The sequence below is a fragment of the Flavobacterium flevense genome, assembly GCF_900142775.1.
Classification (GTDB): domain Bacteria; phylum Bacteroidota; class Bacteroidia; order Flavobacteriales; family Flavobacteriaceae; genus Flavobacterium; species Flavobacterium flevense.
In genome coordinates this window covers 1-22032 of sequence record NZ_FRCC01000006.1, presented here as the reverse complement: position 1 = coordinate 22032, position 22032 = coordinate 1, and the positions used below count along the sequence as shown (strand labels likewise).

Annotated in this window: 19 protein-coding genes, 3 tRNA genes and 1 pseudogene; 18 read left to right on the top strand and 5 right to left on the bottom strand. The window is 33.2% G+C overall.

What is annotated here, in order from left to right; all coding sequences use genetic code 11:
- Window positions 1–542: 542 nt before the first annotated feature.
- The 6 genes from BUB89_RS10960 (at window position 543) to BUB89_RS10935 (ending at window position 8906) form a co-directional block, all read left to right on the top strand.
- Window positions 543–911, top strand: coding sequence for a response regulator transcription factor (locus tag BUB89_RS10960; protein ID WP_073244987.1), 369 nt, complete (start codon window positions 543–545; stop codon window positions 909–911).
- Window positions 912–929: 18 nt separating this feature from the next.
- Window positions 930–2033: a HEAT repeat domain-containing protein gene (locus BUB89_RS10955; protein WP_073244985.1), complete on the top strand. Its 1104-nt coding sequence runs from the start codon at window positions 930–932 to the stop codon at window positions 2031–2033.
- Between the two features lie 128 nt (window positions 2034–2161).
- On the top strand, window positions 2162–3466 hold the full coding sequence (locus BUB89_RS10950) for a glycosyltransferase family 2 protein (RefSeq protein WP_141384569.1): 1305 nt from the start codon (window positions 2162–2164) through the stop codon (window positions 3464–3466).
- Between the two features lie 30 nt (window positions 3467–3496).
- Window positions 3497–5926, top strand: coding sequence for an LTA synthase family protein (locus BUB89_RS10945; protein WP_073244981.1), 2430 nt, complete (start codon window positions 3497–3499; stop codon window positions 5924–5926).
- Window positions 5923–7188 carry a YaiO family outer membrane beta-barrel protein gene (locus BUB89_RS10940; RefSeq protein WP_234982626.1) on the top strand — a complete coding sequence of 422 codons (1266 nt, stop codon included), beginning with the start codon at window positions 5923–5925 and terminating at the stop codon, window positions 7186–7188. Before BUB89_RS10945 ends, BUB89_RS10940 begins: the two co-directional genes overlap by 4 nt.
- A gap of 368 nt (window positions 7189–7556) precedes the next feature.
- The gene (locus tag BUB89_RS10935) at window positions 7557–8906 is read left to right on the top strand and encodes a DEAD/DEAH box helicase (protein ID WP_073244980.1); all 1350 of its coding nucleotides are present in this window, start codon (window positions 7557–7559) and stop codon (window positions 8904–8906) included.
- 61 nt (window positions 8907–8967) lie between these two features.
- Here BUB89_RS10935 and BUB89_RS10930 read toward each other — a convergent pair whose 3' ends face one another.
- Window positions 8968–10077, bottom strand: coding sequence for a lactonase family protein (locus BUB89_RS10930; RefSeq protein ID WP_073244978.1), 1110 nt, complete (start codon window positions 10075–10077; stop codon window positions 8968–8970).
- A 145-nt stretch (window positions 10078–10222) separates the two neighbouring features.
- Here BUB89_RS10930 and BUB89_RS10925 point away from each other — a divergent pair, with 145 nt between their 5' ends.
- From BUB89_RS10925 to BUB89_RS10910, 4 genes are read left to right on the top strand one after another with little or no spacing between them, the layout of a single operon-like run.
- Window positions 10223–12148, top strand: coding sequence for a BatA domain-containing protein (locus tag BUB89_RS10925; protein ID WP_073244976.1), 1926 nt, complete (start codon window positions 10223–10225; stop codon window positions 12146–12148).
- A gap of 15 nt (window positions 12149–12163) precedes the next feature.
- Window positions 12164–13417: a dihydroorotase gene (locus tag BUB89_RS10920; protein ID WP_073244974.1), complete on the top strand. Its 1254-nt coding sequence runs from the start codon at window positions 12164–12166 to the stop codon at window positions 13415–13417.
- A 5-nt stretch (window positions 13418–13422) separates the two neighbouring features.
- A complete protein-coding gene (locus BUB89_RS10915; protein ID WP_073244972.1) occupies window positions 13423–13749 on the top strand; it encodes a hypothetical protein in 327 nt (108 codons plus the stop codon).
- A gap of 58 nt (window positions 13750–13807) precedes the next feature.
- Window positions 13808–14455 carry an alpha/beta hydrolase gene (locus BUB89_RS10910; protein ID WP_073244970.1) on the top strand — a complete coding sequence of 216 codons (648 nt, stop codon included), beginning with the start codon at window positions 13808–13810 and terminating at the stop codon, window positions 14453–14455.
- Between the two features lie 81 nt (window positions 14456–14536).
- Here the strand turns inward: BUB89_RS10910 and BUB89_RS10905 are convergent, their stop codons facing one another.
- Window positions 14537–15490, bottom strand: a complete 954-nt coding sequence (locus BUB89_RS10905; RefSeq protein ID WP_073244968.1) for a BamM family beta-barrel-assembly machinery protein — start codon at window positions 15488–15490, stop codon at window positions 14537–14539.
- Window positions 15491–15568: 78 nt separating this feature from the next.
- On the opposite strand from BUB89_RS10905, the gene BUB89_RS10900 reads away from it, so the two are divergent.
- Window positions 15569–15961, top strand: a complete 393-nt coding sequence (locus tag BUB89_RS10900; RefSeq protein WP_073244966.1) for an RNA-binding S4 domain-containing protein — start codon at window positions 15569–15571, stop codon at window positions 15959–15961.
- A 52-nt stretch (window positions 15962–16013) separates the two neighbouring features.
- Window positions 16014–16514 carry a phosphoribosyltransferase family protein gene (locus tag BUB89_RS10895; RefSeq protein WP_073244964.1) on the top strand — a complete coding sequence of 167 codons (501 nt, stop codon included), beginning with the start codon at window positions 16014–16016 and terminating at the stop codon, window positions 16512–16514.
- Here the strand turns inward: BUB89_RS10895 and BUB89_RS10890 are convergent.
- Window positions 16506–17024: a shikimate kinase gene (locus BUB89_RS10890; RefSeq protein ID WP_073244962.1), complete on the bottom strand. Its 519-nt coding sequence runs from the start codon at window positions 17022–17024 to the stop codon at window positions 16506–16508. The two genes, BUB89_RS10895 and BUB89_RS10890, sit on opposite strands and share 9 nt — an antisense overlap.
- 127 nt (window positions 17025–17151) lie before the next feature.
- On the opposite strand from BUB89_RS10890, the gene BUB89_RS10885 reads away from it, so the two are divergent.
- From BUB89_RS10885 to BUB89_RS10875, 3 genes are all read left to right on the top strand, one after another.
- Window positions 17152–17224: transfer RNA gene (locus BUB89_RS10885), tRNA-Lys, on the top strand.
- Window positions 17225–17265: 41 nt separating this feature from the next.
- Window positions 17266–17338 (top strand) — tRNA-Lys (locus BUB89_RS10880).
- Between the two features lie 41 nt (window positions 17339–17379).
- A tRNA-Leu gene (locus BUB89_RS10875) sits at window positions 17380–17462 on the top strand.
- A 595-nt stretch (window positions 17463–18057) separates the two neighbouring features.
- Here the strand turns inward: BUB89_RS10875 and BUB89_RS18240 are convergent.
- Window positions 18058–18990 (bottom strand): annotated as a pseudogene (locus tag BUB89_RS18240) (recombinase family protein); the annotation flags it as partial.
- A gap of 63 nt (window positions 18991–19053) precedes the next feature.
- Complete coding sequence (locus BUB89_RS18160; protein WP_170215522.1) at window positions 19054–19212, bottom strand: hypothetical protein; 159 nt, start codon at window positions 19210–19212, stop codon at window positions 19054–19056.
- Between the two features lie 743 nt (window positions 19213–19955).
- Between BUB89_RS18160 and BUB89_RS10865 the strand changes: the two genes are divergently transcribed.
- The 3 genes from BUB89_RS10865 to BUB89_RS10850 all read left to right on the top strand — a co-directional run.
- On the top strand, window positions 19956–20348 hold the full coding sequence (locus BUB89_RS10865; protein WP_073244960.1) for a single-stranded DNA-binding protein: 393 nt from the start codon (window positions 19956–19958) through the stop codon (window positions 20346–20348).
- Between the two features lie 43 nt (window positions 20349–20391).
- Window positions 20392–21486, top strand: coding sequence for a DUF932 domain-containing protein (locus tag BUB89_RS10860; RefSeq protein WP_073244958.1), 1095 nt, complete (start codon window positions 20392–20394; stop codon window positions 21484–21486).
- Between the two features lie 193 nt (window positions 21487–21679).
- Window positions 21680–22032: PRTRC system protein E (locus BUB89_RS10850; RefSeq protein WP_143161161.1), on the top strand; the 353-nt coding region annotated here is incomplete at its 3' end.

Sequence of the window (22032 nt, the reverse complement as noted above, 5' to 3'; positions counted from 1 at the left end):
CAAATTTCCTGACAACAAAAACTCGGAAAGATACTTTTTTGCTCTTTTAGGACTTGGAGCACTTGAAGGTTTTTAAACAGATTTACTAAAAAAATTATTGCATACGCAAAAAATCATTTTACAATAATTTTTTTTTACACTTTAACAAATGGCAACTTTTAAGTTGCCATTTTTTTTATACCAGATTCCAAATCTAAAACCTTAATTTCTGACTACTTCACTACAATCCAAAACTATCCTGTAAAATATGATTTTGCACTTTTTGGGCTGGGCGTTTTTGAAGGGTTTTGATAACTATCAATCTACATTGTCTTGTAAGTTTATATTCTCTTTAAATTTTTCCTTTTTTACCATTTTTTAAAATTACCTTTCTCTCTCTTTTTTAAATATTTTTATTTTATAAACAGATTTATTTTATTACAAAAAATTAAAAAAAAGTGCATTTCATCGATATTTTTAGTCACTTTATCGATTTTATCATAAAACTTTAATACATTTGGATTAAGAAAAAACGCCCCAAATCTTAACCTAACTTAAACCAAATGAATCTTTCAAAAAAAATTGTTCTTGCAGAGGATAATTCTATTCTTTCAAAACTCTTACAATTCAAATTAGAAAAAGAAGGATACCAACTCTTAATAGCCACCAATGGAAAAGAAGCTGTAAATCTTATTGAAGACAACAGACCTGACATGATTCTTACCGATATCATGATGCCTTTTATAAGTGGACTCGAAGTAATAAGTCATGTAAGAAACAAACTGGAAATGAAAACTCCTATTGTAGTTTTTTCTTCAGCAGGTCAGGAAGAAATGGTTTTAAACGCTTTTAATTTAGGCGCTAATGACTTCATGAGTAAACCTTTTAGTCCCAATGAATTAGTTATTCGTATTAAAAGGTTATTGCAATAAAGCTCTAAACCAACTATTATGTCAGATTTAATCCAAAATAGTATTGATGCGTTTCAAAATTCGCATCCAATCATCCAGTTTTGTGCTTATGTATCTTTCCTTTTTATGGCAATCATAATGGGTTTAATGATATATTTAAAAAGTCTTAGAAGCCGATTGAGAATAAAAGGACGAATAGAAGCTACGTATAAAAAAAAATACGAAGCAGATTTAATCGAATATTTATATGCTGATGATGATCCGGAAAATAATGAACAGCAACAAAAAATAATAGCTTATTTAGCTAAATCTTCGCATAATCGTTTGAAACGAAAACTTATTATTAATACTTTTTTAAAATTAAAGAATGAAATTTCAGGAGAAACTGCTGATGCAATTCAAAATTTATATTATAAAACAGGTTTGATTAATTCAGCTACATCTACACTAAAAAGTAAAAAATGGGATGCTGTAGCTCGTTCTGTCAGGGAGTTAACACAATTTGAAATTAAAGAAGCTCATGACGAAATTATCCCATTGATTAATCATCCTAAAAAAGAAGTTCGTAATGAAATTCAAAAATACTTAGTGAAGTTATTCCGTTTTGACGGACTGGAGTTTTTAGATGTATTAGAAAGCAATTTATCCGAATGGGATCAAATTCAATTATTAGAAATTTTAAATAAATTCAATAATCTGGAGATTCCCGATATGTCTAAATGGTTGCTCTCTAAAAACGATTCTGTAGTTTTGTTTACTTTAAAATTAGCACGAATCTACAATCAATATGAAGCGCAAGAAGCTATTAAATCACTTTTGAACCATACTAATACCGAAATCAGGATTGAAGCCATAAATATCGTCAATCATTTAGGAATTTTTGAAGCGGTTGAAATAATTAAAACAGATCTCTTTAGCAGATGCCTGGAGGAACAAATAGCCTTTTTTAAAATGATGGAAGAAATGGCCATGCCAGACGACATCCCATTTATTAAAGAACACATACAGCATGAGAATTTTTATATCAGAGTCTCTGTAATGAAAATCATGAATTTAATTACTGTTGACACCGATAATACGTTTAAAGTCAATACAATTACCCCTGATTTTTCAATAGACAAAGACCTAACCATAGCTAGTTAATTATGACTCTAAATATACCCCAACAGCTTATAGATATTTTTGACTATTTCTTTTTTGGATTTGCAATAGCAGCTATTTTATCCTACATTATTTTAGCTATCATATCCGCCTTTGAAACAGTAAATTACATGAAGAAAAATAGCTTTGTAAACTATTCTAATATTTTATCTTCTTCTATTTCTCCTTCTATTTCAATTATTGCCCCTGCTTACAATGAAAGTTTAAATATTGTAGAAAATGTTCGCTCATTACTTTCTAATCATTATGTAAATTATGATGTTATCATTGTAAATGATGGTAGTAAAGATGATAGTTTAGAGAAACTTATTGTGGCTTATGATTTGGTTAAGGTAGATTATTTAATTAATTATCAAATTGAAACAAAACCACTTAGACAAGGGGTTTTCAAATCGACTAACCCCGCATTTGAAAAATTAATTGTAGTAGATAAAGAAAATGGCGGAAAAGCTGATGCTCTAAATTTAGGATTAAACATTAGTACCAATAAGTATGTTGCTTGTATAGATGTTGACTGTTTACTACTTGAAGATTCATTACAAAAAATGGTAAAACCTTTTCTTGAAGCTACTGATGAAAAAGTTATTGCTGCCGGTGGTGTGATTAGAATTGCCAATTCCTGCACAATAAAAGACGGAAAATTACTGGATATCAATTTCCCGAAAAACAGAATTGTTAGAGGGCAAATTTTAGAATATCTGAGAGCTTTTTTATTAGGTCGTATGGCTTGGAGTAAACTCAATGGACTATTAGTAATCTCTGGAGCTTTTGGATTATTTGATAAAAAAATAGCCTTGGAAGTAGGCGGATACGACACTAAAACTGTAGGTGAAGACATGGAAATCATTGTAAGAATGAGACGCCACATGGAAGAAAAAAAAGTCAAATACAGAGTAGCCTATATTCCTGACCCACTTTGCTGGACGGAAGCACCTGATACTTATAAAATATTTATTTCACAAAGAAACCGATGGACTCGCGGGACTATAGAAACCCTAAAAAAACATAAAAAAATTGGATTTAATCCTAAATACCATGCTTTAGGAACAATTAGTTATCCATATTGGTTTTTATTTGAAAGAGCAGCTCCTATTGTTGAAATTTTAGGATTATTTTACTTTTCTTTGCTTATTGTAACAAACAATGTTCTTTGGGATTATGCTTTACTGTTTTTATTTGTTGCCTATCTTTTTACGGTAATGTTTTCTATAATTACCATAATAACAGAAGAACTTACCTATCATCAATATCGTAAAAAAGGGATGGGCTTACAACTTATAAAAACAGCTTTTACTGAGCCAATATTGAATCATCCATTCATCTTATATGCTGCCTTAAAAGGAAATTTTGACTACTATTTTAATAAAAAAATTAAATGGGGCGAAATGACACGCAAAGGAATGACTACTAACTAACCAATTTAAAAAACACAAAATTTTCATTAAATGGATAACAATCAACAATTAAAGAATTCCTTTAATTACGGCTTCTTGTGCCTTTCCATGGCATTCACTTTCTGGTTGATTAGCATTTTTGAAATAATTGCTAAATGCTATATCGGAATTAAAATTCCCAATATTGGCAGCACCTTATTTTACAAACTAATTAATGATTTCTGGACTATATTCATCATTAGTCTTTTATGTCTGCCTATTTACATTGCTTTATATTACACTAAAAAAAGCTGGAAAGATCTTCCTGTAAAAATTCTTTTTACACTTATTATTATTGGTCAATTTGCGCTGACTAAATACCATCTAACCACATTAGTTAATCTGGGAGCCGATTTTTTAGGATATTCAGCCAGCGATATATATACAACCGTTACAGCTTCGGAATCTTTTTCGATACTGTATTTTATACCATTTATTTTATTTCCATTTTTGTTTTGGACCATAAACAAATACATTTCCCGAAAAATAGTTCTAAAAAAGCTATACATAGGAACAGCAATAGCTACAGTGTTTTGTCTAGGAATTAAACTCATCATTCCTGAAGTTACTGAATCATTATTTCAAAATAAATTGGCTTATTTTTCTAATGCTATTATCCAGTTTCAAGAAGATAAAAATCAATTTAATGCAGCAAACTTAACGTACAAAAAAGAATTTCCTCTATTAAAACCATCCTCGTCAACTCCAGATGTTTTAGCTCCTTTTTTCGAAATTAATGAGGAGAAGCCTAACATCGTTATGATTATTGTTGAAGGTTTAGGTGATGAATTTATTGGGAAAAATGCCAATAGAGGTTTTACTCCCTATCTGGACTCTATGATTCCAAAATCCTTGTATTGGGAAAATTTTGTTAGTAATGCTGGTCGCACTTTTGGTGCTTTGCCTTCTATTTTAGGTTCACTTCCGTATGGAGACAAAGGATTTTTAGAAATGAAACCTTTACCTGCACACAGTTCGTTAATTAGTATTTTAAAATCTAATGGTTACAACACTGCTTTTTATTGTGGAGACGAATCCAGTTTTGACCATCGAAATAATTTTTTAGAATATAATAATATAGACAACATTATAGATATCAATAAATTTGATTCAAGTTATCATAAAACGAAAGCTAATGCTGAAGGTTTTACCTGGGGTTATCCTGATGCTGAGATTTTCAGAAAAACACTTAACGAAATTCAGTCTAAAAAAGGACCTCGTTTAGATATAATCATGACATTGACCAATCATGAACCTTTTGATTTTCCTGAAAGAGAAGCATATCTGAAAAAAGTAGATGCCATTACTGCATCCGATAAAAACATGGCGCTTTCAAAATCGGAGGTTGAAACTTATAAAAATATTTATGCTTCATTATTGTACACGGATCATTCGATACAAACTTTTATGGAAGCTTATGCAAAAAGACCTGATTACAACAATACTATTTTTGTAATTACAGGAGATCACCGTTTGATTCCAATTGAACAAAAAGACAAATTGTGTCGTTTTCATGTCCCGCTATATATTTATAGTCCAATGTTGAAAAAAACACAGACTTTTAAATCTGTTTCATCACATTGGGACATTACCCCAAGTTTAGTTTCCTTTTTAATGAACAATTATAAAATGGATAACAAAATTGAAAAAATAGCCTGGATGAGTTCAGGATTAGATACTGTGAAAAGTTTTAGAAACATTCATAAAATTCCCATTATGCAAAACAAAGGAATTATTAATGAATTTATCTATAAAGATTATTTATACTCTAACGGTGATTTATTTCAAATAGATGAAAACTTTGAAACTTCTAAAATTAGTAATCGTGAGTTGCTTAAAACTATTGAAGATAGTCTACAGGAAACTAAAAAACTGAATGCTTATCTGACTCAAAAAAATAAAATTCTACCAAAATCATTACTTATTTACAGCAAGGCTTCCTTTGAATTTTCGAAAGAAGAACTAGCAGTAATCAGAAAAGAAACCAAAGGATTAAATTACGATCAGATTTTCCTTAAAGCCAGAGAATTAGCCTTTAACAACAAACGAAAAGAAGCCCGCATTTTGTGCAATTACATTTTAAACGAACTTCCTAATTATGCTGATGTAAGAACCTTAAAAGGCAGGACATTAGCTTGGGACAAAGATTATAAAAACGCTGAAAAAGAGCTATTAGAGGTTGTTAAAAGAACACCCTATTATTATGACAGCTACCTTGCCTTAATGGATATTTATTGGTGGTCAAATCAAGATAACAAGGGAATTGACATTGCTAAAAAAGCATTAAAAAACGAAGTTAAAAATCCAGAATTAGGTATTAAATTAGCCAAAGCATACCAAAGAACGAATCATTTAGCCCTGGCAAAAAAATCGATTGACAGTATGCTTCAAAAATACCCTAACAACAGTGAATTTATGAAATTTAAAAACGAATTAAGATGATGATAAGCAAACCTATTATCAAATTATCAATATTATTTACTTTTGCCTGGTTTTTACAAACGCAAGCTCAGGTAAGTTACAATGGAAACCCTGATGCTTCATTTGAAACAGCACGCAATCTGGCTTTTAATCAGCAAAGAAAACAAGCGCAAGATACCCTAGAAAACATTTTAACAAAATACCCCAACTACCATGAAATTCGTACTTTTCTGGCTTCTACATATTCCTGGGATGGTAATTATAAAAAAGCCCGAAAAGAGTTTGCTTATGTTATCGAAAAAGCACCTGAAAACAAGGAAAACTGGATTGCTGCCATTAAAAATGAATCCTGGAGCGATGCGCCTTATCAGGCAATAGAGATGTCTAAATCAGCATTAAAAATTTTCCCAAACGACCCTGAGATTACTTTATTGGAAGCTGGTGCATTAAAAAATACTAAAAATCCGCTGGAAGCACAAAGTGTGATAAAAGACCTTATAGCTAAAAATCCCGAAAATCAGGATGCACAAGATTTTCTGGAGAGTCTAAACAGTACCCTTAGAACAAATACTATCGGAGTACGAGCTTCTGTCGATTTATATTCTAAAGTGTTTGACCCGATGCAGTATTATACGTTGAGTTATGGTAAACAAACAAAGTACGGAAGCATTATTGGTAAACTAAATTTCAATCGACGCTTTAATGAAAACGGAGCTCAGGTTGAAATAGATATGTACCCAAAAATAGCTAAAGGATTATACGCTTATCTAAATGTAGGATATGCTAATAGTTTTATTTTTCCTGACTTTAGATACGGAGCTGAATTGTATAAATCATTACCCCATAGTTTAGAAATTTCAGCTGGATTCAGAACCTTACAATACAGTACAACAACCACAATTTATACAGGTGCCATTGGCTGGTATACCGGAAACAGTTATTGGTCATTACGTCCTTATTTCACTCCTGGTGACAGTGGCACTAGTACTTCGGCAGCATTAAATTACAGAAAATACCGTAGTAATGCTGATAACTATATTAGTATCTTATTTAGTATGGGGATTTCTCCGGAAGTAAACCAGTTTATATTTGATGCCAATGACGCTGCCATTATTAATTTAAAGACACAACGTTTAAATTTGGGATATTTCTTTACCACTACAAAAGATAAAAATGCCTGGGGAATACAATTTGATGTTGCACATCAGGAAATCAGTTTTGATCCCGGGAATTATTTCTGGATATACTCAATTACTGCTTCCTGGGATTTAAGATTTAAATAATATAACGCGTTGGGTGTAATTAGTTTTTGATGATAATTTTTTGTCAGTTCGAGTGATTTTCGATAGAAAATTATATCGAGAACAAGAAAAATTTCATTAAAAACGGTTCTCGACACATTTTTTGTTTCGTTATACTCCACAAAAAGCACTCGAACGGACGTTTTTAATAATTGCACCCAACGGGTTACTATAGATAGCACAAAGACTCGCAAAGAAGTCGCAAAACATAAATAAAAAACTTTGTGAAACTCTTGTCTTACTCTGTGAATCTTTTTGAATCTTTTTGAAATAACACTAAAAACTGGTATTTAAAAAACAATGAAGCGGTTCCTTTCAAAAAGACTATCTTTGCACAAAATATACGTTTTATGGCCACTTTCGAGCAATTCAATCTTCCTAAATCATTACAAAAAGCAATAGATGGATTAGGAATTACAACTCCTACTCCTATTCAGCAGAAATCTTTTTCTGTAATTATGTCTGGAAGAGATATGATGGGAATTGCACAAACAGGAACAGGTAAAACCTTTGCCTACTTGTTACCTTTATTGAAACAATACAAATTTAGTGTTACACATACTCCTAAAATTGTCATTTTAGTACCTACCAGAGAACTTGTAGTTCAGGTTGTAGAAGAAATAGAAAAATTGACCGAATTTATGTCCATCCGGACTATCGGGATTTTTGGTGGAGTTAATATCAATACACAAAAAAAATCAGTTTATGAAGGTTCAGACATACTTGTAGGAACTCCCGGCAGAACGATGGATTTAGCGCTGGACAATGTCGTTCGTTTTGAAGACATGCAAAAACTGGTTATTGACGAATTTGACGAAATGCTTAATTTAGGCTTTCGGGTTCAGCTTACCGCCTTATTAGCGATGATGCCTAAAAAACGTCAGAATATCTTATTCTCGGCAACCATGACTGATGAAGTAGATGCTATCTTGAACGATTACTTCGATTATCCCGAAGAAGTTACTTTATCAGCATCCGGAACTCCATTAGAAAAAATCAAACAAATTACTTATAACGTTCCAAATTTCAATACCAAAGTTAACTTAATAAAACATTTATTAGCAACCAACGAAGACATGAGTCGGGTTTTGATTTTTGTAAATAACAAAAAGATTTCTGACATGCTTCACGAAAGTATTGAAGAAGATTTTGACGGTCAATTTGGTGTGATACACTCTAATAAATCACAAAATTATCGTTTGAATACAATGGCTTCTTTTCAGGAAGGAACACTTCGTGGATTAATCACCACAGATATTATGGCCAGAGGATTAGATATTTCGAATATTACTCACGTAGTTAATTTTGAAATGCCCGAAGAACCTGAATTGTACATGCACCGTATCGGTCGTACCGGTCGTGCCGATGCAACCGGAATAGCCCTAAGCTTTGTAACGCCACGTGAAGAAGAATTAAAAGTGGCTGCAGAGGTACTGATGAACATGGAGTTAGACATCGAAGATTTCCCTGAAGAAGTGGAAATTTCCACAAAATTAATTGGTCCTGAAAAAGACAGACAACCCATTAAGCTATTAATGAAAAGACCTAGATTAACAGGAGATGGTGCTTTTCAGGAAAAAAGTAAAAAGAACAAAAAAGTCAATTTGGGCGGACCCGGTATAACTAAGAAAAAAACACATGGCTCTGTTAATAGAAATATGTTGAAAAAACAAGCTGCAAAAAAGAAGAAAAAGAAATAATAAAAAAGCCTGAAAATTGAACTTTCAGGCTTTTTTAGTTTTATCAAGTACCAATTCCTTTCTATTGTTCAGTAAAAACCAGACAAACCGGGGAACACAAAGGAATTCTTTTTCCGGTATCAGTCAATTTTCCGGTATTTTTATCTCTTTTAAAAACCACAATATCATTCGTATATTGATGTGCAACTAAAAGAAAATTTCCTGTTGGGTCAATCGCAAAGTTACGGGGTCCATCTCCTAAAGTACTGTTTCTGGAAACCAATTCTAATTTTCCGTCTTTCAGAATTTTGAAACAACTAATCGTATTGGCTTCTTTTCTATTGGTAGCATATAAAAATTGTTCGTCAGGTGAAATATGGATATCAGCCGCTGAAAAACTTTCTTTAAATCCTTCTTCCACAACCGTAGTTTCCTGAATCAATTCTAATTTCCCTTTTTCATAATCAAAAACCGACAATGTTCCATCCAGTTCCTGCAACAAATACATCTTTTTGCCATTTTTGCTAAAGGTAAAATGTCTGGGACCACTACCCGCTTTCACACTAATACTGTCCTTAAGTATTAATGGTTTTGCATTTTTAGGATTGTATTGGTACAAATACATTTTGTCTGTTCCTAAATCGGTTGCTAAGACAAACTGATGGTTAGGTGAAAATTGAACCATGTGTACATGAGATTTCTCTTGACGTTTGGTATTGGGTCCTTTACCATAATGCTGATCCAATTGCTTTAATGGAGTTAAACTTCCATTTTTATTTTTTCCAAAAACAGCAACGCTACCACCGGTATAATTGGCTGTAATTACCGTTTTATCATCATTTATAATATAACAAGGGCCCGGATTTTCTACATTTTGTTTATTTACAAAATCCAGTTTCCCACTTTTAGAATCATATTTAAAAGCACTTACCGTACTTTTGGGTCCGTCTTCATTGACTGAATAAATAAAATCATTCTTTTTTGATAGCGTCAAAAAGCTGGGATTGATGACATTTTCAGTTGCGCTTTTATATTGAGCATCTCCTGTTGCAGCATCAAATTCATACACATAAATCCCTTTGCTATCGCAACTTTTAGTGTAAGTCCCAATAACCAAATTATATTTCTTTTCCTGTGCCTGTAAGCCAATGCTAAATAATACTGCTAATGCCACTAAACATCTTTTTTTCATTTTATACTTTTTTGATAACTGCTAAAATACATATAAAAACCGAACCTGTAATAGCATTTTAATCTATTTAAAAAATCCTACATTCCTCCATTAAAACTGTTTACAAATTTGTATTTTTGGATACTAAATAAAAGCCAAAATAAGAATGCAATTCAAACATCCTGAAATTTTATACTTTCTTTTTTTATTGATTGTCCCAATTTTGGTTCATTTATTTCAGTTTCGCCGTTTTAAAAAAGAATATTTCACCAATGTTCGCTTTTTAAAATCACTTACTATTCAGACTCGAAAAAGTTCCCAACTCAAAAAATGGCTGTTGCTTTGCTGTCGCCTTTTATTGCTTACTTTTATTATTTTGGCTTTTGCCCAACCCTTTTTTAAAGCAAAAGACAGCAAAAATAAATCCAACGAAATGTATATTATTCTCGACAATTCCTTTAGCATGCAAGCCAAAGGAAAAAAAGGAGAATTACTAAAAAGAACTATACAGGAATTACTGGAAGAAACTCCGGAAAACCAGAATTTTTCGTTACTTACCAATTCCGAAAGTTACTGGAATACTGATATCAAATCGATTAGAACTACGTTACAAAATATAAAATACAGTGCAATCCCTTTTGATTTAAATACTGTTTTAGCAAAAATAAATACCCGAACTACTGTAAACAAAGACATTATCATTATTACAGATGCCATTGGAATGAACCCAAAACATCTCAAAAGCATTTCTAAAAATGATACTGCTTATTTTATAATTCCACAATCAGAACAAAAAAACAATGTAAGTATTGACAGCGTTTACATCAATGAAACCACAACTAACTTCTATGATATTAAGGTCAATTTATCCGGTTCCGGAGATGATTTAAAATCAGTTCCTGTGGCGATTTATAATCAAAAAAAACTTCTGGCTAAAACAATTGCCAATCTGGAGAATAATAAAAAAACATTGCATTTTAATATCCCAAAAGAAAGTTTTCATGGCTATGTTTCTATTTCGGATAATGGGTTGAGCTATGACAACAACTATTATTTTAGTATTGCCAAAGAAAAAAAGACAAACATTATCAGCATTGGCGAAGCTCAAAAAAGCAGCTTTTTACAGCGTATTTACACCGCTGACGAATTCAATTACAGCAATTCAGAAATAAGCACTTTGGACTATAACAATCTTGAAAAACAAGATGTTGTTGTCTTAAACGAAATTGACGAAATTCCGCAGGCTTTACAAATCACCTTAAAAACATTTGTTCAAAAAGGAGGCAATCTTATTGTTATTCCTTCGGCAAAAAGTAACCCTGCAACATTAACTTCTTTTTTAGGGAATTTTGGAAGGATCCAATTCAAATCCTACGAAAAGGTAGAAAAGTTAATTTCGAAAATCAATTTCAGTCATCCATTGTTTTCGGGTGTTTTTGAAAGTAGGATTACTAATTTTCAATATCCTTCTACCAAAGCCTCTTTTGCTGTTTCCAGTTCTAATCCTGGAGCTTTAATTTATGATGATCAAACTGCTTTTTTATCTGCAATACATACAGCTGTTTCAGCAGTTTATTACTTTTCAAGTCCCATAAATACGGAAAATTCTAACTTTCAACAATCGCCATTAATTGTTCCTGTCTTTTACAAAATGGCACAATTCAATCAAAATAATGGCGTAAACGCACTGACTATTGGCAATTCGAGTCCGTTTATTGTTGATGCTTCACTTTCAAAAGACGGTATTTTAGAAGTAAAAAATAATACAGAACAATTTATTCCCATTCAGCAAATCATGAATTCTAAAGTCAAAATTACTTTTACTGATTTGCCGCTGGAAGCAGGAAATTTTGAAATTTATAATCAAAAACAATGGATAGAAAATATTAGTTTTAATTACAATCGAACAGAAAGTCAACTTAGTTCATTTGATACCAAAATCTTAGCTGATTATAATACTATCGATTCTGTTGAAAACGTTTTTCAACGCTTACAAACCGACCGAATGGATAATCAACTTTGGAAATGGTTTGTTATCTTTGCACTGCTTTTTCTGCTATGCGAAATGGCTATTATAAAATTCCTGAAATAAAAATACATGCTACTTATGAAATTAATTATCCGAAACGCCAAAATTATCGACCCACAGAGTCCTTTTCATAATCAAACGGCAGATATTTTAATTAGTAATGGAATCATTGAAAAAATAGGAGTTTCTTTGCCCAATCCTGAAAACACAGAAGAAGTAAAACTGGATAATCTTCATGTTTCCCAAGGCTGGTTTGACAGTAGTGTATCTCTGGGCGAACCCGGTTTTGAAGATCGTGAAACCATTGCAAACGGACTCGCTGTTGCTGCAAAAAGCGGTTTTACAGCTATTGCTTTACAACCTAATTCTTTCCCTGTAATAGACAATCAATCGCAAATTAATTTTGTAAAAAGTAAAGCAAACTCAAGTGCTACCCAGCTTTTTCCGATTGGTGCATTAACTAAAAATGCCGAAGGAAAAGACATGGCAGAATTATTTGACATGAAACAAGCCGGTGCAATTGCTTATGGCGATTACAACAAGAGTTTTGAAAATGCTAATTTGCTTAAAATAGCGTTACAATATACACAGGATTTTGACGGATTAGTCATTGCTTATTCTCAGGATGCTAATATTAAAGGAAACGGTGTTGCTAATGAAGGCGTTGTTTCAACACGTTTGGGACTGAAAGGAATTCCAAATTTAGCCGAAGAATTACAAATAGCGAGAAATCTGTTTTTACTGGAATATGCGGGTGGAAAAATGCATATTCCCACTATTTCTACAGCAAAATCAGTTGCTTTAATCAAAGAGGCTAAAGCCAAAGGATTGCAATTAAGCTGTAGTGTGAGTGTACATCATTTAACAATGACGGATGAAAAGCTCGACAATTTTGACACTCGTTACAAAGTAACTCCGCCATTAAGAACAGAAGCTGACAGACAAGCCTTATTAGCCGGAATTATGGACAATACTATCGATATGATTACTACAGATCATAATCCGATTGATATTGAACATAAAAAAATGGAATTTGATACCGCAAAAAATGGAACAATTGGTCTGGAAAGTGCTTTTGGAACATTGACAAAAGTGCTTCCGTTACAAAAAATAATAGAGAAACTAACTCAGGGAAAAGCTGTTTTTGGTATCGAAAATTCGATTATAAAAGAAGGAGCAATTGCTACAATCAGCTTATTCAATCCTGAAGGAAAAAGTACTTTTACGAAAAGTAACATTTTATCAAAATCTAAAAATTCTGCTTTTTTAGGAATGGAAACAGAAGGAAAAGCATACGGAATTATAAATCAGGGACAATTAATTTTAGCATAAAAAACATGAACGATACCATCGAAAAAGGAAAAACTGCTGCAATAACCAGTTACATTTTAGGGGTTGGCGTATTTATTGCCATGTCTATGAATGCCGAAGACAAGAATCCTTATGCCTCATTTCATATTCGTCAGGGATTAGGGATTACCTTAACTTTTATCTCTTTAGGTTTAATCATCAGTAATTTTGACAGCATGATGATTTCTGCCCCTATGTGGATTTTCGTTTCGGTACTTTGGGGTTATGGCATTTTTAGTGCGATAAAAGGAGAAACTCGTCCTATGCCATTAGTTGGAAATTTATATCAAAAATGGTTTAAAAGCATTTCTTAAATTCCAAAAAACTGAACACTAATCCCGAAATTCGGGACTGAACACTGAATATTTAAAAATGAATCTATCCTTAGAATACCTCATCAGAGAACCAAAAATAAAATTAGAAAAAAATCCTTTATTGCTTTTACTACACGGTTATGGCAGCAATGAAGCCGATTTATTTTCGTTTGCATCTGAACTTCCGGAGGAATATTATGTTGTTTCGGCCCGAGCACCTTATGACTTACAATACGGAAGCTACGCCTGGTATGCGATTAATTTTGATGCCAATGAAAACAAATTTTCAGATCATGAGCAAGCCAAACTATCGCGTGATTTAATTGCTACGTTTATCGAAGAATTAATTGCTAATTATCTTATTGATAAAAAACAAATTACTTTATTAGGCTTTAGCCAGGGTGCTATTTTAAGTCAGGCAATTGCTCTGTCACATCCCGATAAAGTACAGAAAGTAATTGCATTGAGCGGCTATATTAGCGAACCTATATTTGAAGAAAATTATAAAAACAATGATTTTTCTAATCTGAAAATATTTGCAGCTCACGGAACCGTAGACCAGGTGATTCCTGTAGAATGGGCCAGAAAAACAAAATCTTTTCTGACTACTCTAGGAATTGAATCTGTTTATAACGAATATCCTATTGGTCACGGAGTTTCACCTCAGGTTTTTAATGATTTTAAAAATTGGTTAACAAAGCAATAAAATTAATTTTGCTTTGCATAAAAAAATCCGGTCTCATTTTTTTAAAACGAGACCGGATTTTTTTTATTTTAAAATACTATGCTAGTGACAGCTTGGATCTAAATATTTTTTATTTCTGTCTGGATCTGTTGTATTTCCACTACAATCCGGAATTAAATCAAAAGCAGTCAATTTTCCGTTTACAGTGATTTCTCTTCTGGTCAAAAAACCATCCCCATCATCATCAGGATCATTAAAATCAGGTTTACCATCGCCATCAGTATCATCATTCGTTACATAGCCATCTCCATCAATATCTTCAAGATAAGAAAGGATTCCGTCGTTATCAAAATCATTTCGTCTTAACTCATATAATTTGAAACTAAAAACTATTGGCGTATAACTGGGTATAGCACCGCTTGCAGAACCATAATATGCTAATCCGGAAGGTAAAAACATCACTCCTGCACCAAAATCATTGTAAGTTAAAGTTCCATCTCCCAAACCTGATTCAGTATAGGTTCCTGTTCTAAACTGTGGAAAAACTTGTCGCCAACCTTCTACAAATACTCCCCTAGTACCCGTTCCATCTAAATTCCAAAGACCTTGCGGGTCAAAAGATTGATCAAAAACGGTATTATCAAGCAAAGTTCCTTTATAAGTGGCAAATATACCATCAACATTACATGGTTTTTCCCCTACACCTTCTCTTAAAACTAAATAATAAAGTTTATATGTAATATCGTCTAAATCTACATTTCTAACTAATAATTTTGGAAAAGTAGGACTATTTAAAAGTGACATTATAGATGGCTGCGTTCCACCTACAGGAATTTTAGTCATTTTGATATCCTGATCTTCCGGTTGTCCGGGAGCATTGGTAATTTCTTCTATATAATAATTGTTCAAATATTTTTCAATACTATCATTGTCTTTTGCATATTGCTCTCCATAATCCCTAAGGGGCACTTCTTCAATAGCATTATCGTCTTTCGAACATGAAAATAACGAGAGGGTTGTAATTATTAAAATAAAATAATACCTAAATTTGTTCATTATAACTGAATTTTAAGTGCGCAAGATACAATATTGATTTATTTTTGTAAACTATTTAACTCTGATTTTAGAAATTTTATGCGAATAGATAAATATCTGTGGTGTGTTCGATATTACAAGACCCGAAATATGGTTACAGAGGCCTGTAAAAAAAATCATGTCACCGTAAATGGCATTGTTGCAAAACCCTCCAAAGAAGTATTTCCTACCGATAAAATCACCTTTAGAAAAGACCAGATTACCCAAACCATTACGGTATTAGATATTCCTGAAAACCGTGTAGGTGCTAAACTGGTGGATATATACCGTAGAAATGATACGCCTGCAGAGGTGTACCAACATCTCGAATTATTGAAGTTATCTAAAGAACATTACCGTAAAACAGGAACCGGAAGACCTACTAAAAAAGACCGAAGGGATATTGATGATTACGGAAATGAAATTCATCACGACGACGAGGAAAATTTGTAATTTAGAATACAAAAACAACTGCAAATCCTAAAATTTAAACAAGAACAAAACCATGAGCAAAAATATCATTCTGACAAATCAGGAAATCAAACATAAAACCAAAAGAATTGCCTACCAAATCTACGAAACCTTTATAGATGAAGAGGAAGTAGTCCTTGCCGGGATAGCCACTAATGGTTATGTGTTTGCACAAAAAATTGCCGAAGAGCTAAAAACCATTTCTGATTTACAGATTATTTTATGCGAAGTCAATGTAGACAAGCAAAATCCAAAATTGGCAATAACAACTTCAATTGCTTCAGATAAATATGCCGATAAAGGTTTAATACTTATAGACGATGTATTGAATTCAGGCACAACCTTAATTTATGCTGTCAAGCATTTTCTGGATGTGCCTTTAAAGAAATTCAAAACTGCGGTCTTAGTGGATCGCAATCATAAAAAGTATCCTGTAAAAGCCGATTTTAAAGGAATTTCGCTTTCTACTTCCCTATTAGAACATGTACAGGTAGAATTTGACGAGGATGACAATAGCTACGCCTGGTTAAGCTAAAAGAACAAGAATATCCTTTATTGTATCTTCAATCGTCTTTTGATCTACAGTAACGGTATGTTGTGCCTGATTGTAATAATAACTTCTTTCAAATAAATGAGTAGCAATAAACTCTTTCATCTCCTCATCATTTTTATTGGCGATAAGGGGTCTGTTGCTCTTATTTAACGACAATCTGCCTACTAAAGTATCGATAGATGCTTTTAAATAAACAGAAATTACATCATCTCCTTTTAACAACTCATGATTATTAGCATAACATGGAGTTCCTCCACCTAAGCCTATTATAATGGGTTCAGTAAAATGGAGTAATTCTACAAAACATTCGTGTTCTAACTTTCTAAAATGAATCTCTCCTTTTTCAGCAAATATCGTTTTGATGGTCATTTTTACCTTTTTTTCGATAAATTCATCCAAATCAACAAAAGGAATTTCAAGCTTTTTTGATAATTCTTTGGCAATAGTTGACTTTCCACAACCCATATAACCTAGCAGTATAATTTTCTTCATAGAATAAAACCCTATAAACTAAGGTGTTAAAATTTATTATTAAAAAAAGACAAATTTATAATAAAATAGCTTGGAAATAATAAAAAAAACGCCTTATATTTGCACCCGCAATCAGGGAACGATGCAAGACTCGATAGCTCAGTTGGTAGAGCACATCACTTTTAATGATGGGGTCCTGGGTTCGAGCCCCAGTCGGGTCACAAATTAAGTGATTCACTTGAACAACGTTCTCTGATGCAATGACTCGATAGCTCAGTTGGTAGAGCACATCACTTTTAATGATGGGGTCCTGGGTTCGAGCCCCAGTCGGGTCACAAAAGGTTAAGTAATTTTTACTTAACCTTTTTTACTTTTAGGCCATGTGGAGAAACGGTAGACTCGCCATCTTGAGGGGGTGGTGCTCGCAAGGGCGTGAGGGTTCAAATCCCTCCATGGTCACTTGACAGGAGAAGGGATTAAAACAATCTCTTTCCCTGTTTTTATTTTCAGCTAAATCGCTGTTAATCTGAAAGATACGATCCACAATAACATTCATTCGGGCGGTTCGATATATCTTTCCATCAAATTCTAATTTTTCAGGAAATATCGAACCAATTATATCTCTTTTTGTATTAATACCACCTTCCTTGTAGAGTTTACCTAGGTTTGTGATACTTTGAAGCCCTTTTTCGACCAATGCATCTATGTTTACAGTTTTATCATCAGAATCATCTTTATTTAACTGTTCTTCCAGCTTTTCGATCTTTTCTTTTAAATCTTTTTTAATTTCAATATAATCCTCGTCATCAAGTATTCCTGCTAAGAGTTTATTTCTTGCTACTGATAATTTTGAATTCAACTGGTCAATTTCATCCGAAATAAATTGTTTTTGATTGGTTGGGCTTTTAACGAAAGTCTTATAATTATCTATGAAGATTTTTTTTAGATACTTTTTCATTATATCATTTATATTCAGTAGTTGCAGACCTTCTTCAAAAATCAAATTTGCTACCTCTGCTTTTTTGCGAAAACCGCACGAAGGATGACAGTGATAATAATAGTAGCGATTATTTCTACCCTTTGAAGCACTTCCCGTCAGATTACGTCCACACTTTGGGCATACCAAAAAACCTCTTAAAGGTAAGTTAACATCAGAAAGAATTTTAGTTTTTGGAAGTTCTACTCTTTTATTACCATCTAATATTCTTTGAACTCTATTAAACAATCGTTCGTCGATTAACGGTTCATGCTGCCCTTGAACAAAATAAGCTTCTTCATCTTTATATTTTTGTATAAATACCCTCCCACAATACACTGGATTACGAATAGCTACATGGAAAGAACTGCTACTTATTTTTTTTGAGCTCAAACTATTCATTTTTAATCGTATTTGATTAGCCGAATACAATCCTTTAGCTATTTCATTAAAAGCCCATTTCAAATTAGTAGCTTGGGGCTCTTGTAGTGCAATATATTTACTTCCATCTTCTTTACATTTATTAACGTAACCAAATGGAGCTGTTCCCATAACCCGACCTTCTTTTTTTGCTCTCCGCATACCATAAAAAGTATTGAGTGCTCTACGGTCATTTTCTACTTCGGGAGCAGCCAGATAAATTGCAAGCATCATTTTGTTTTCGGGAATAGAAAGATCTAAAGGTTGCTCAACAGCTTGCGGTTCTACTCCAAGGTTGATAAGTATACTAATCATTTGATAAGCATCCCCTGCATTACGACTAAAACGATCCCATTTTGTAAAAAGTAGAAGATTAGTTTTAGAACTTTTCTTTTTCAGACTATTTAAAAGTTCTATCCATTTAGGACGCTTAAATGTTTTAGCAGAATGATCTTCATAGATAACCTGTCCGATAGTAATTTTATTTGTCGAGCAAAATCGTTTTAAACGCTCTTCCTGGTCTCTTTGTGAATATCCTTTATCTGCTTGTTCGTCAGTAGACACACGTATGTACAAATCTGCTATTTTCATGGCTAATCTCTTTTCAATAAATAATAAAATGTTTTATAGGTATTAGCTAAGATACGAAATTAACTACTCTGTGTCAAAGTATTCCCGAATAACAATCATTGTGAGATTATTCAAAAATGCCATAACAAGTTCTGCTTCTTCCCTCTCCATCTCCATTCCTTCTTTTCTAAAAAACTCCATAGCCTCTTCGATTGGTATTTTCTTTAGTTCTTTCTTCTCCATCGCATCGCCTATTTTTATTTGTCTTTCTAAAATAGAGCGTTGAACAAAAAGATTAATTCTTATGGTATCTAATAGTATTATTTGTCATGCTTTGGCTGTATAGAAGAAATACACTGCCAAGGATTGGAGAATCCTATGTTTCTATCCATACAAAATCCTCAAAGCACATTTATTAATCCGCTACTCTACTTCATAAAAGAGCTTAATCGGATACCTAATAAAAGCATCTTGAAAAATCCAAATCTTCACCCAAACAATATTTTTCAAGATCCTTTTATAGGACTTTCATAGCCATATATTTAGAAAATAATGAAACTTAAAGTTTTTAGAAATTTTATCTCATTAGTTTATTTTTTCAAATCACATTGAACCATTTACTCAATGCCTTTTTAATCACTTCCACTGCTTTTTTTATTCAAGAACCAGTATGCTGTTTTGTCCCATTTCAAGAGCAAAGGTATACTAGTGTTCTTAACGCAAGAACAAGGTCATGCCCTACGGGTTTGTCAAAAAATCTCCACCCATTCGGGTTGTATTTGTTTGACAAAACCTTGCTCCTGCTAAACACTAACCTTTTATGCTCCTGAAACGAAACAAAGCATACTCCGGCTCTTTAGACGAATAAAAAAAATGTCAATAATGGAAAACAAAATCATTAGAAATGGTAATAGAATGAAACGAAACAGCTCCTCCTCTCATTGCCGAATAAATAAAATAAAATTTAACTCTAAAAAGTAAAGATTATGAACATCATCGGAAGACTGACAAGGGATGCGGAAGTACGCACAACGTCAAAAGAAAAACAAGTAGTCAACTTTTCAGTAGCTACCAACGACAGCTATCGCAACAAACAAGGCGAACGCATAGAGCAAACTACCTATTTTGATTGCTCTTACTGGATAAGTCCAAACGTAGCGAAGATACTAACCAAAGGAACTTTGGTAGAGCTTACAGGTAGAGTTAGCACAAGACCGTGGACAGCTAATAACGGAGAATTAAGAGCAAGTTTAAATTTCCATACCTCAACTATCAAACTGCATGGAGGCGGTAAGAAAACAGAAATCGCTCAGACAAGCACCAACAAACAGAAAACTAAAACTCCAAATCAGGAAGATGGAGACGATTTACCATTCTAACACAATTCATTTAATTTTTTTCAAATTTTAAAATCTCAATATCATGGCACATAATTTAAATTTCAACGAAGAAACTGGACGTTATTCTTTTTTAAACGTTCAGGAAAAAGCATGGCACGGTTTAGGGCAAATTGTACAAGATTATCCCACAAGTGCAGAAGCAATCAAACACGCAGGACTGGATTATGAGGTAATCAAAAGTCCGCTATACACAAAAGGCTCCAATATCATTGAAAACACAAACAGCGTAGAAATTAGAGACAACGAACTAAACGTACCTAATTATTTTGCTACTATGCGCACTGATGACAACACCGTTTTGGGTGTGGTAGGTAAAGACTACCATATTGTACAAAATCGGGAGGCTTTTAGTTTTTTTGATGCCATTGTTGGAGGAACTGATGGAATCTTATACGAGACCGCAGGAGCTTTAGGTAATGGAGAACGCATTTTCATAACTGCCAAACTGCCTGATTATATCCGTGTTGGTAATGGCGATGATGTAACAGAAAAATATATTTTCCTCACCACTTCGCACGATGGTAGCGGAAGTATTACCGCAGCCTTTACCCCTGTTCGAATTGTTTGCCAAAATACGCTTAACGCTTCACTTCGCAATATGAGTAACGTGGTACGCATCCGTCATACTTCGGGGGCGAAACAACGTTTGGACAATGCCCACAAAGTAATGGGATTGGCAAACGAATTCAGCAACCAATTAGAAAACATCTTCAATGACTGGGCGAAAGTAAAAGTAAGTGATAAGGAGGTTGAAAAATTGATACAGTTGGCACTTTGTCCCAATAAAGAAACCCTAGAGCATATCAAAAAAGGTAATAATGACGAAATCTCCACCGTGTTCAAAAATACTGTTGAAAATGCTTTTGCCTATGCCATGACTAATGAGACCCAACAAATGGAAACCACAAAAGGGACTTTATTTGGAGCTTATAACGCTGTGACTGGCTACTACCAAAATGTACGCAATTATAAGGATGATGAAGCCAAACTGCAATCCATTGTATTAGGCGGTACAGCACAAATAAAATCGCAAAAAGCATTTGAACTGTGTAGCTCGTTTGCAAAAATTGGTGCGAACGCTATCAACATAAATTTTTTGATGAATGGAAGTAATTGATCTGAATGGCTACGCTATTGAGGTAACCGACCTTGATGAAGCCATCAAAATAACGGCAGAATACAAAGACTATCAATAGGAGGGTAACGATTTTTCAGATTTCAATGAAAGACAAAAAGCCTATTGGATGGATATGTACGAAAAATTAACGGCAATTAAAAACGGATTAAATAACACTTTAAAAATTTAAGAGATGAACACTAATTTTTTCAATCAGATAGCACAATTAGAAATCACAGGCGATTTACAGCTAACCATATCAAGAGGAGCAGAAAACAAACTGGTCGTTTCTATTCTACTGCAAAACGAACAATGCGAAGACAATGCCAAACAACTAATCCCGCCTCTTAATCTTAGAGGAACAGCAGAAGAATTAGACGAGGGATTTTTTGAAAACATTACAGTACCCTTAAAAACCGCTTCGGGTTTAATGGTTAACATGGAAGCCTACATGAAGCAATTGGAAAATGCCCAAAAACAATCGGCAATGGAAAAGGAAAAAACCGATAAGGAGAAAAAAGCAAAGGACGAAAAAGAAAAGAAATA

What these genes read in the sequence shown, in the direction of transcription:
- BUB89_RS10960 (WP_073244987.1), top strand. Translation starts at nt 543, where the DNA reads ATGAATCTTTCAAAAAAAATTGTTCTTGCAGAGGATAATTCTATTCTT.
- BUB89_RS10955 (WP_073244985.1), top strand. Translation starts at nt 930, where the DNA reads ATGTCAGATTTAATCCAAAATAGTATTGATGCGTTTCAAAATTCGCAT.
- BUB89_RS10950 (WP_141384569.1), top strand. Translation starts at nt 2,162, where the DNA reads ATGAAGAAAAATAGCTTTGTAAACTATTCTAATATTTTATCTTCTTCT.
- BUB89_RS10945 (WP_073244981.1), top strand. Translation starts at nt 3,497, where the DNA reads ATGGATAACAATCAACAATTAAAGAATTCCTTTAATTACGGCTTCTTG.
- BUB89_RS10940 (WP_234982626.1), top strand. Translation starts at nt 5,923, where the DNA reads ATGATGATAAGCAAACCTATTATCAAATTATCAATATTATTTACTTTT.
- BUB89_RS10935 (WP_073244980.1), top strand. Translation starts at nt 7,557, where the DNA reads ATGGCCACTTTCGAGCAATTCAATCTTCCTAAATCATTACAAAAAGCA.
- BUB89_RS10930 (WP_073244978.1), bottom strand. Translation starts at nt 10,077, where the DNA reads ATGAAAAAAAGATGTTTAGTGGCATTAGCAGTATTATTTAGCATTGGC.
- BUB89_RS10925 (WP_073244976.1), top strand. Translation starts at nt 10,223, where the DNA reads ATGCAATTCAAACATCCTGAAATTTTATACTTTCTTTTTTTATTGATT.
- BUB89_RS10920 (WP_073244974.1), top strand. Translation starts at nt 12,164, where the DNA reads ATGAAATTAATTATCCGAAACGCCAAAATTATCGACCCACAGAGTCCT.
- BUB89_RS10915 (WP_073244972.1), top strand. Translation starts at nt 13,423, where the DNA reads ATGAACGATACCATCGAAAAAGGAAAAACTGCTGCAATAACCAGTTAC.
- BUB89_RS10910 (WP_073244970.1), top strand. Translation starts at nt 13,808, where the DNA reads ATGAATCTATCCTTAGAATACCTCATCAGAGAACCAAAAATAAAATTA.
- BUB89_RS10905 (WP_073244968.1), bottom strand. Translation starts at nt 15,490, where the DNA reads ATGAACAAATTTAGGTATTATTTTATTTTAATAATTACAACCCTCTCG.
- BUB89_RS10900 (WP_073244966.1), top strand. Translation starts at nt 15,569, where the DNA reads ATGCGAATAGATAAATATCTGTGGTGTGTTCGATATTACAAGACCCGA.
- BUB89_RS10895 (WP_073244964.1), top strand. Translation starts at nt 16,014, where the DNA reads ATGAGCAAAAATATCATTCTGACAAATCAGGAAATCAAACATAAAACC.
- BUB89_RS10890 (WP_073244962.1), bottom strand. Translation starts at nt 17,024, where the DNA reads ATGAAGAAAATTATACTGCTAGGTTATATGGGTTGTGGAAAGTCAACT.
- BUB89_RS18160 (WP_170215522.1), bottom strand. Translation starts at nt 19,212, where the DNA reads ATGGAGAAGAAAGAACTAAAGAAAATACCAATCGAAGAGGCTATGGAG.
- BUB89_RS10865 (WP_073244960.1), top strand. Translation starts at nt 19,956, where the DNA reads ATGAACATCATCGGAAGACTGACAAGGGATGCGGAAGTACGCACAACG.
- BUB89_RS10860 (WP_073244958.1), top strand. Translation starts at nt 20,392, where the DNA reads ATGGCACATAATTTAAATTTCAACGAAGAAACTGGACGTTATTCTTTT.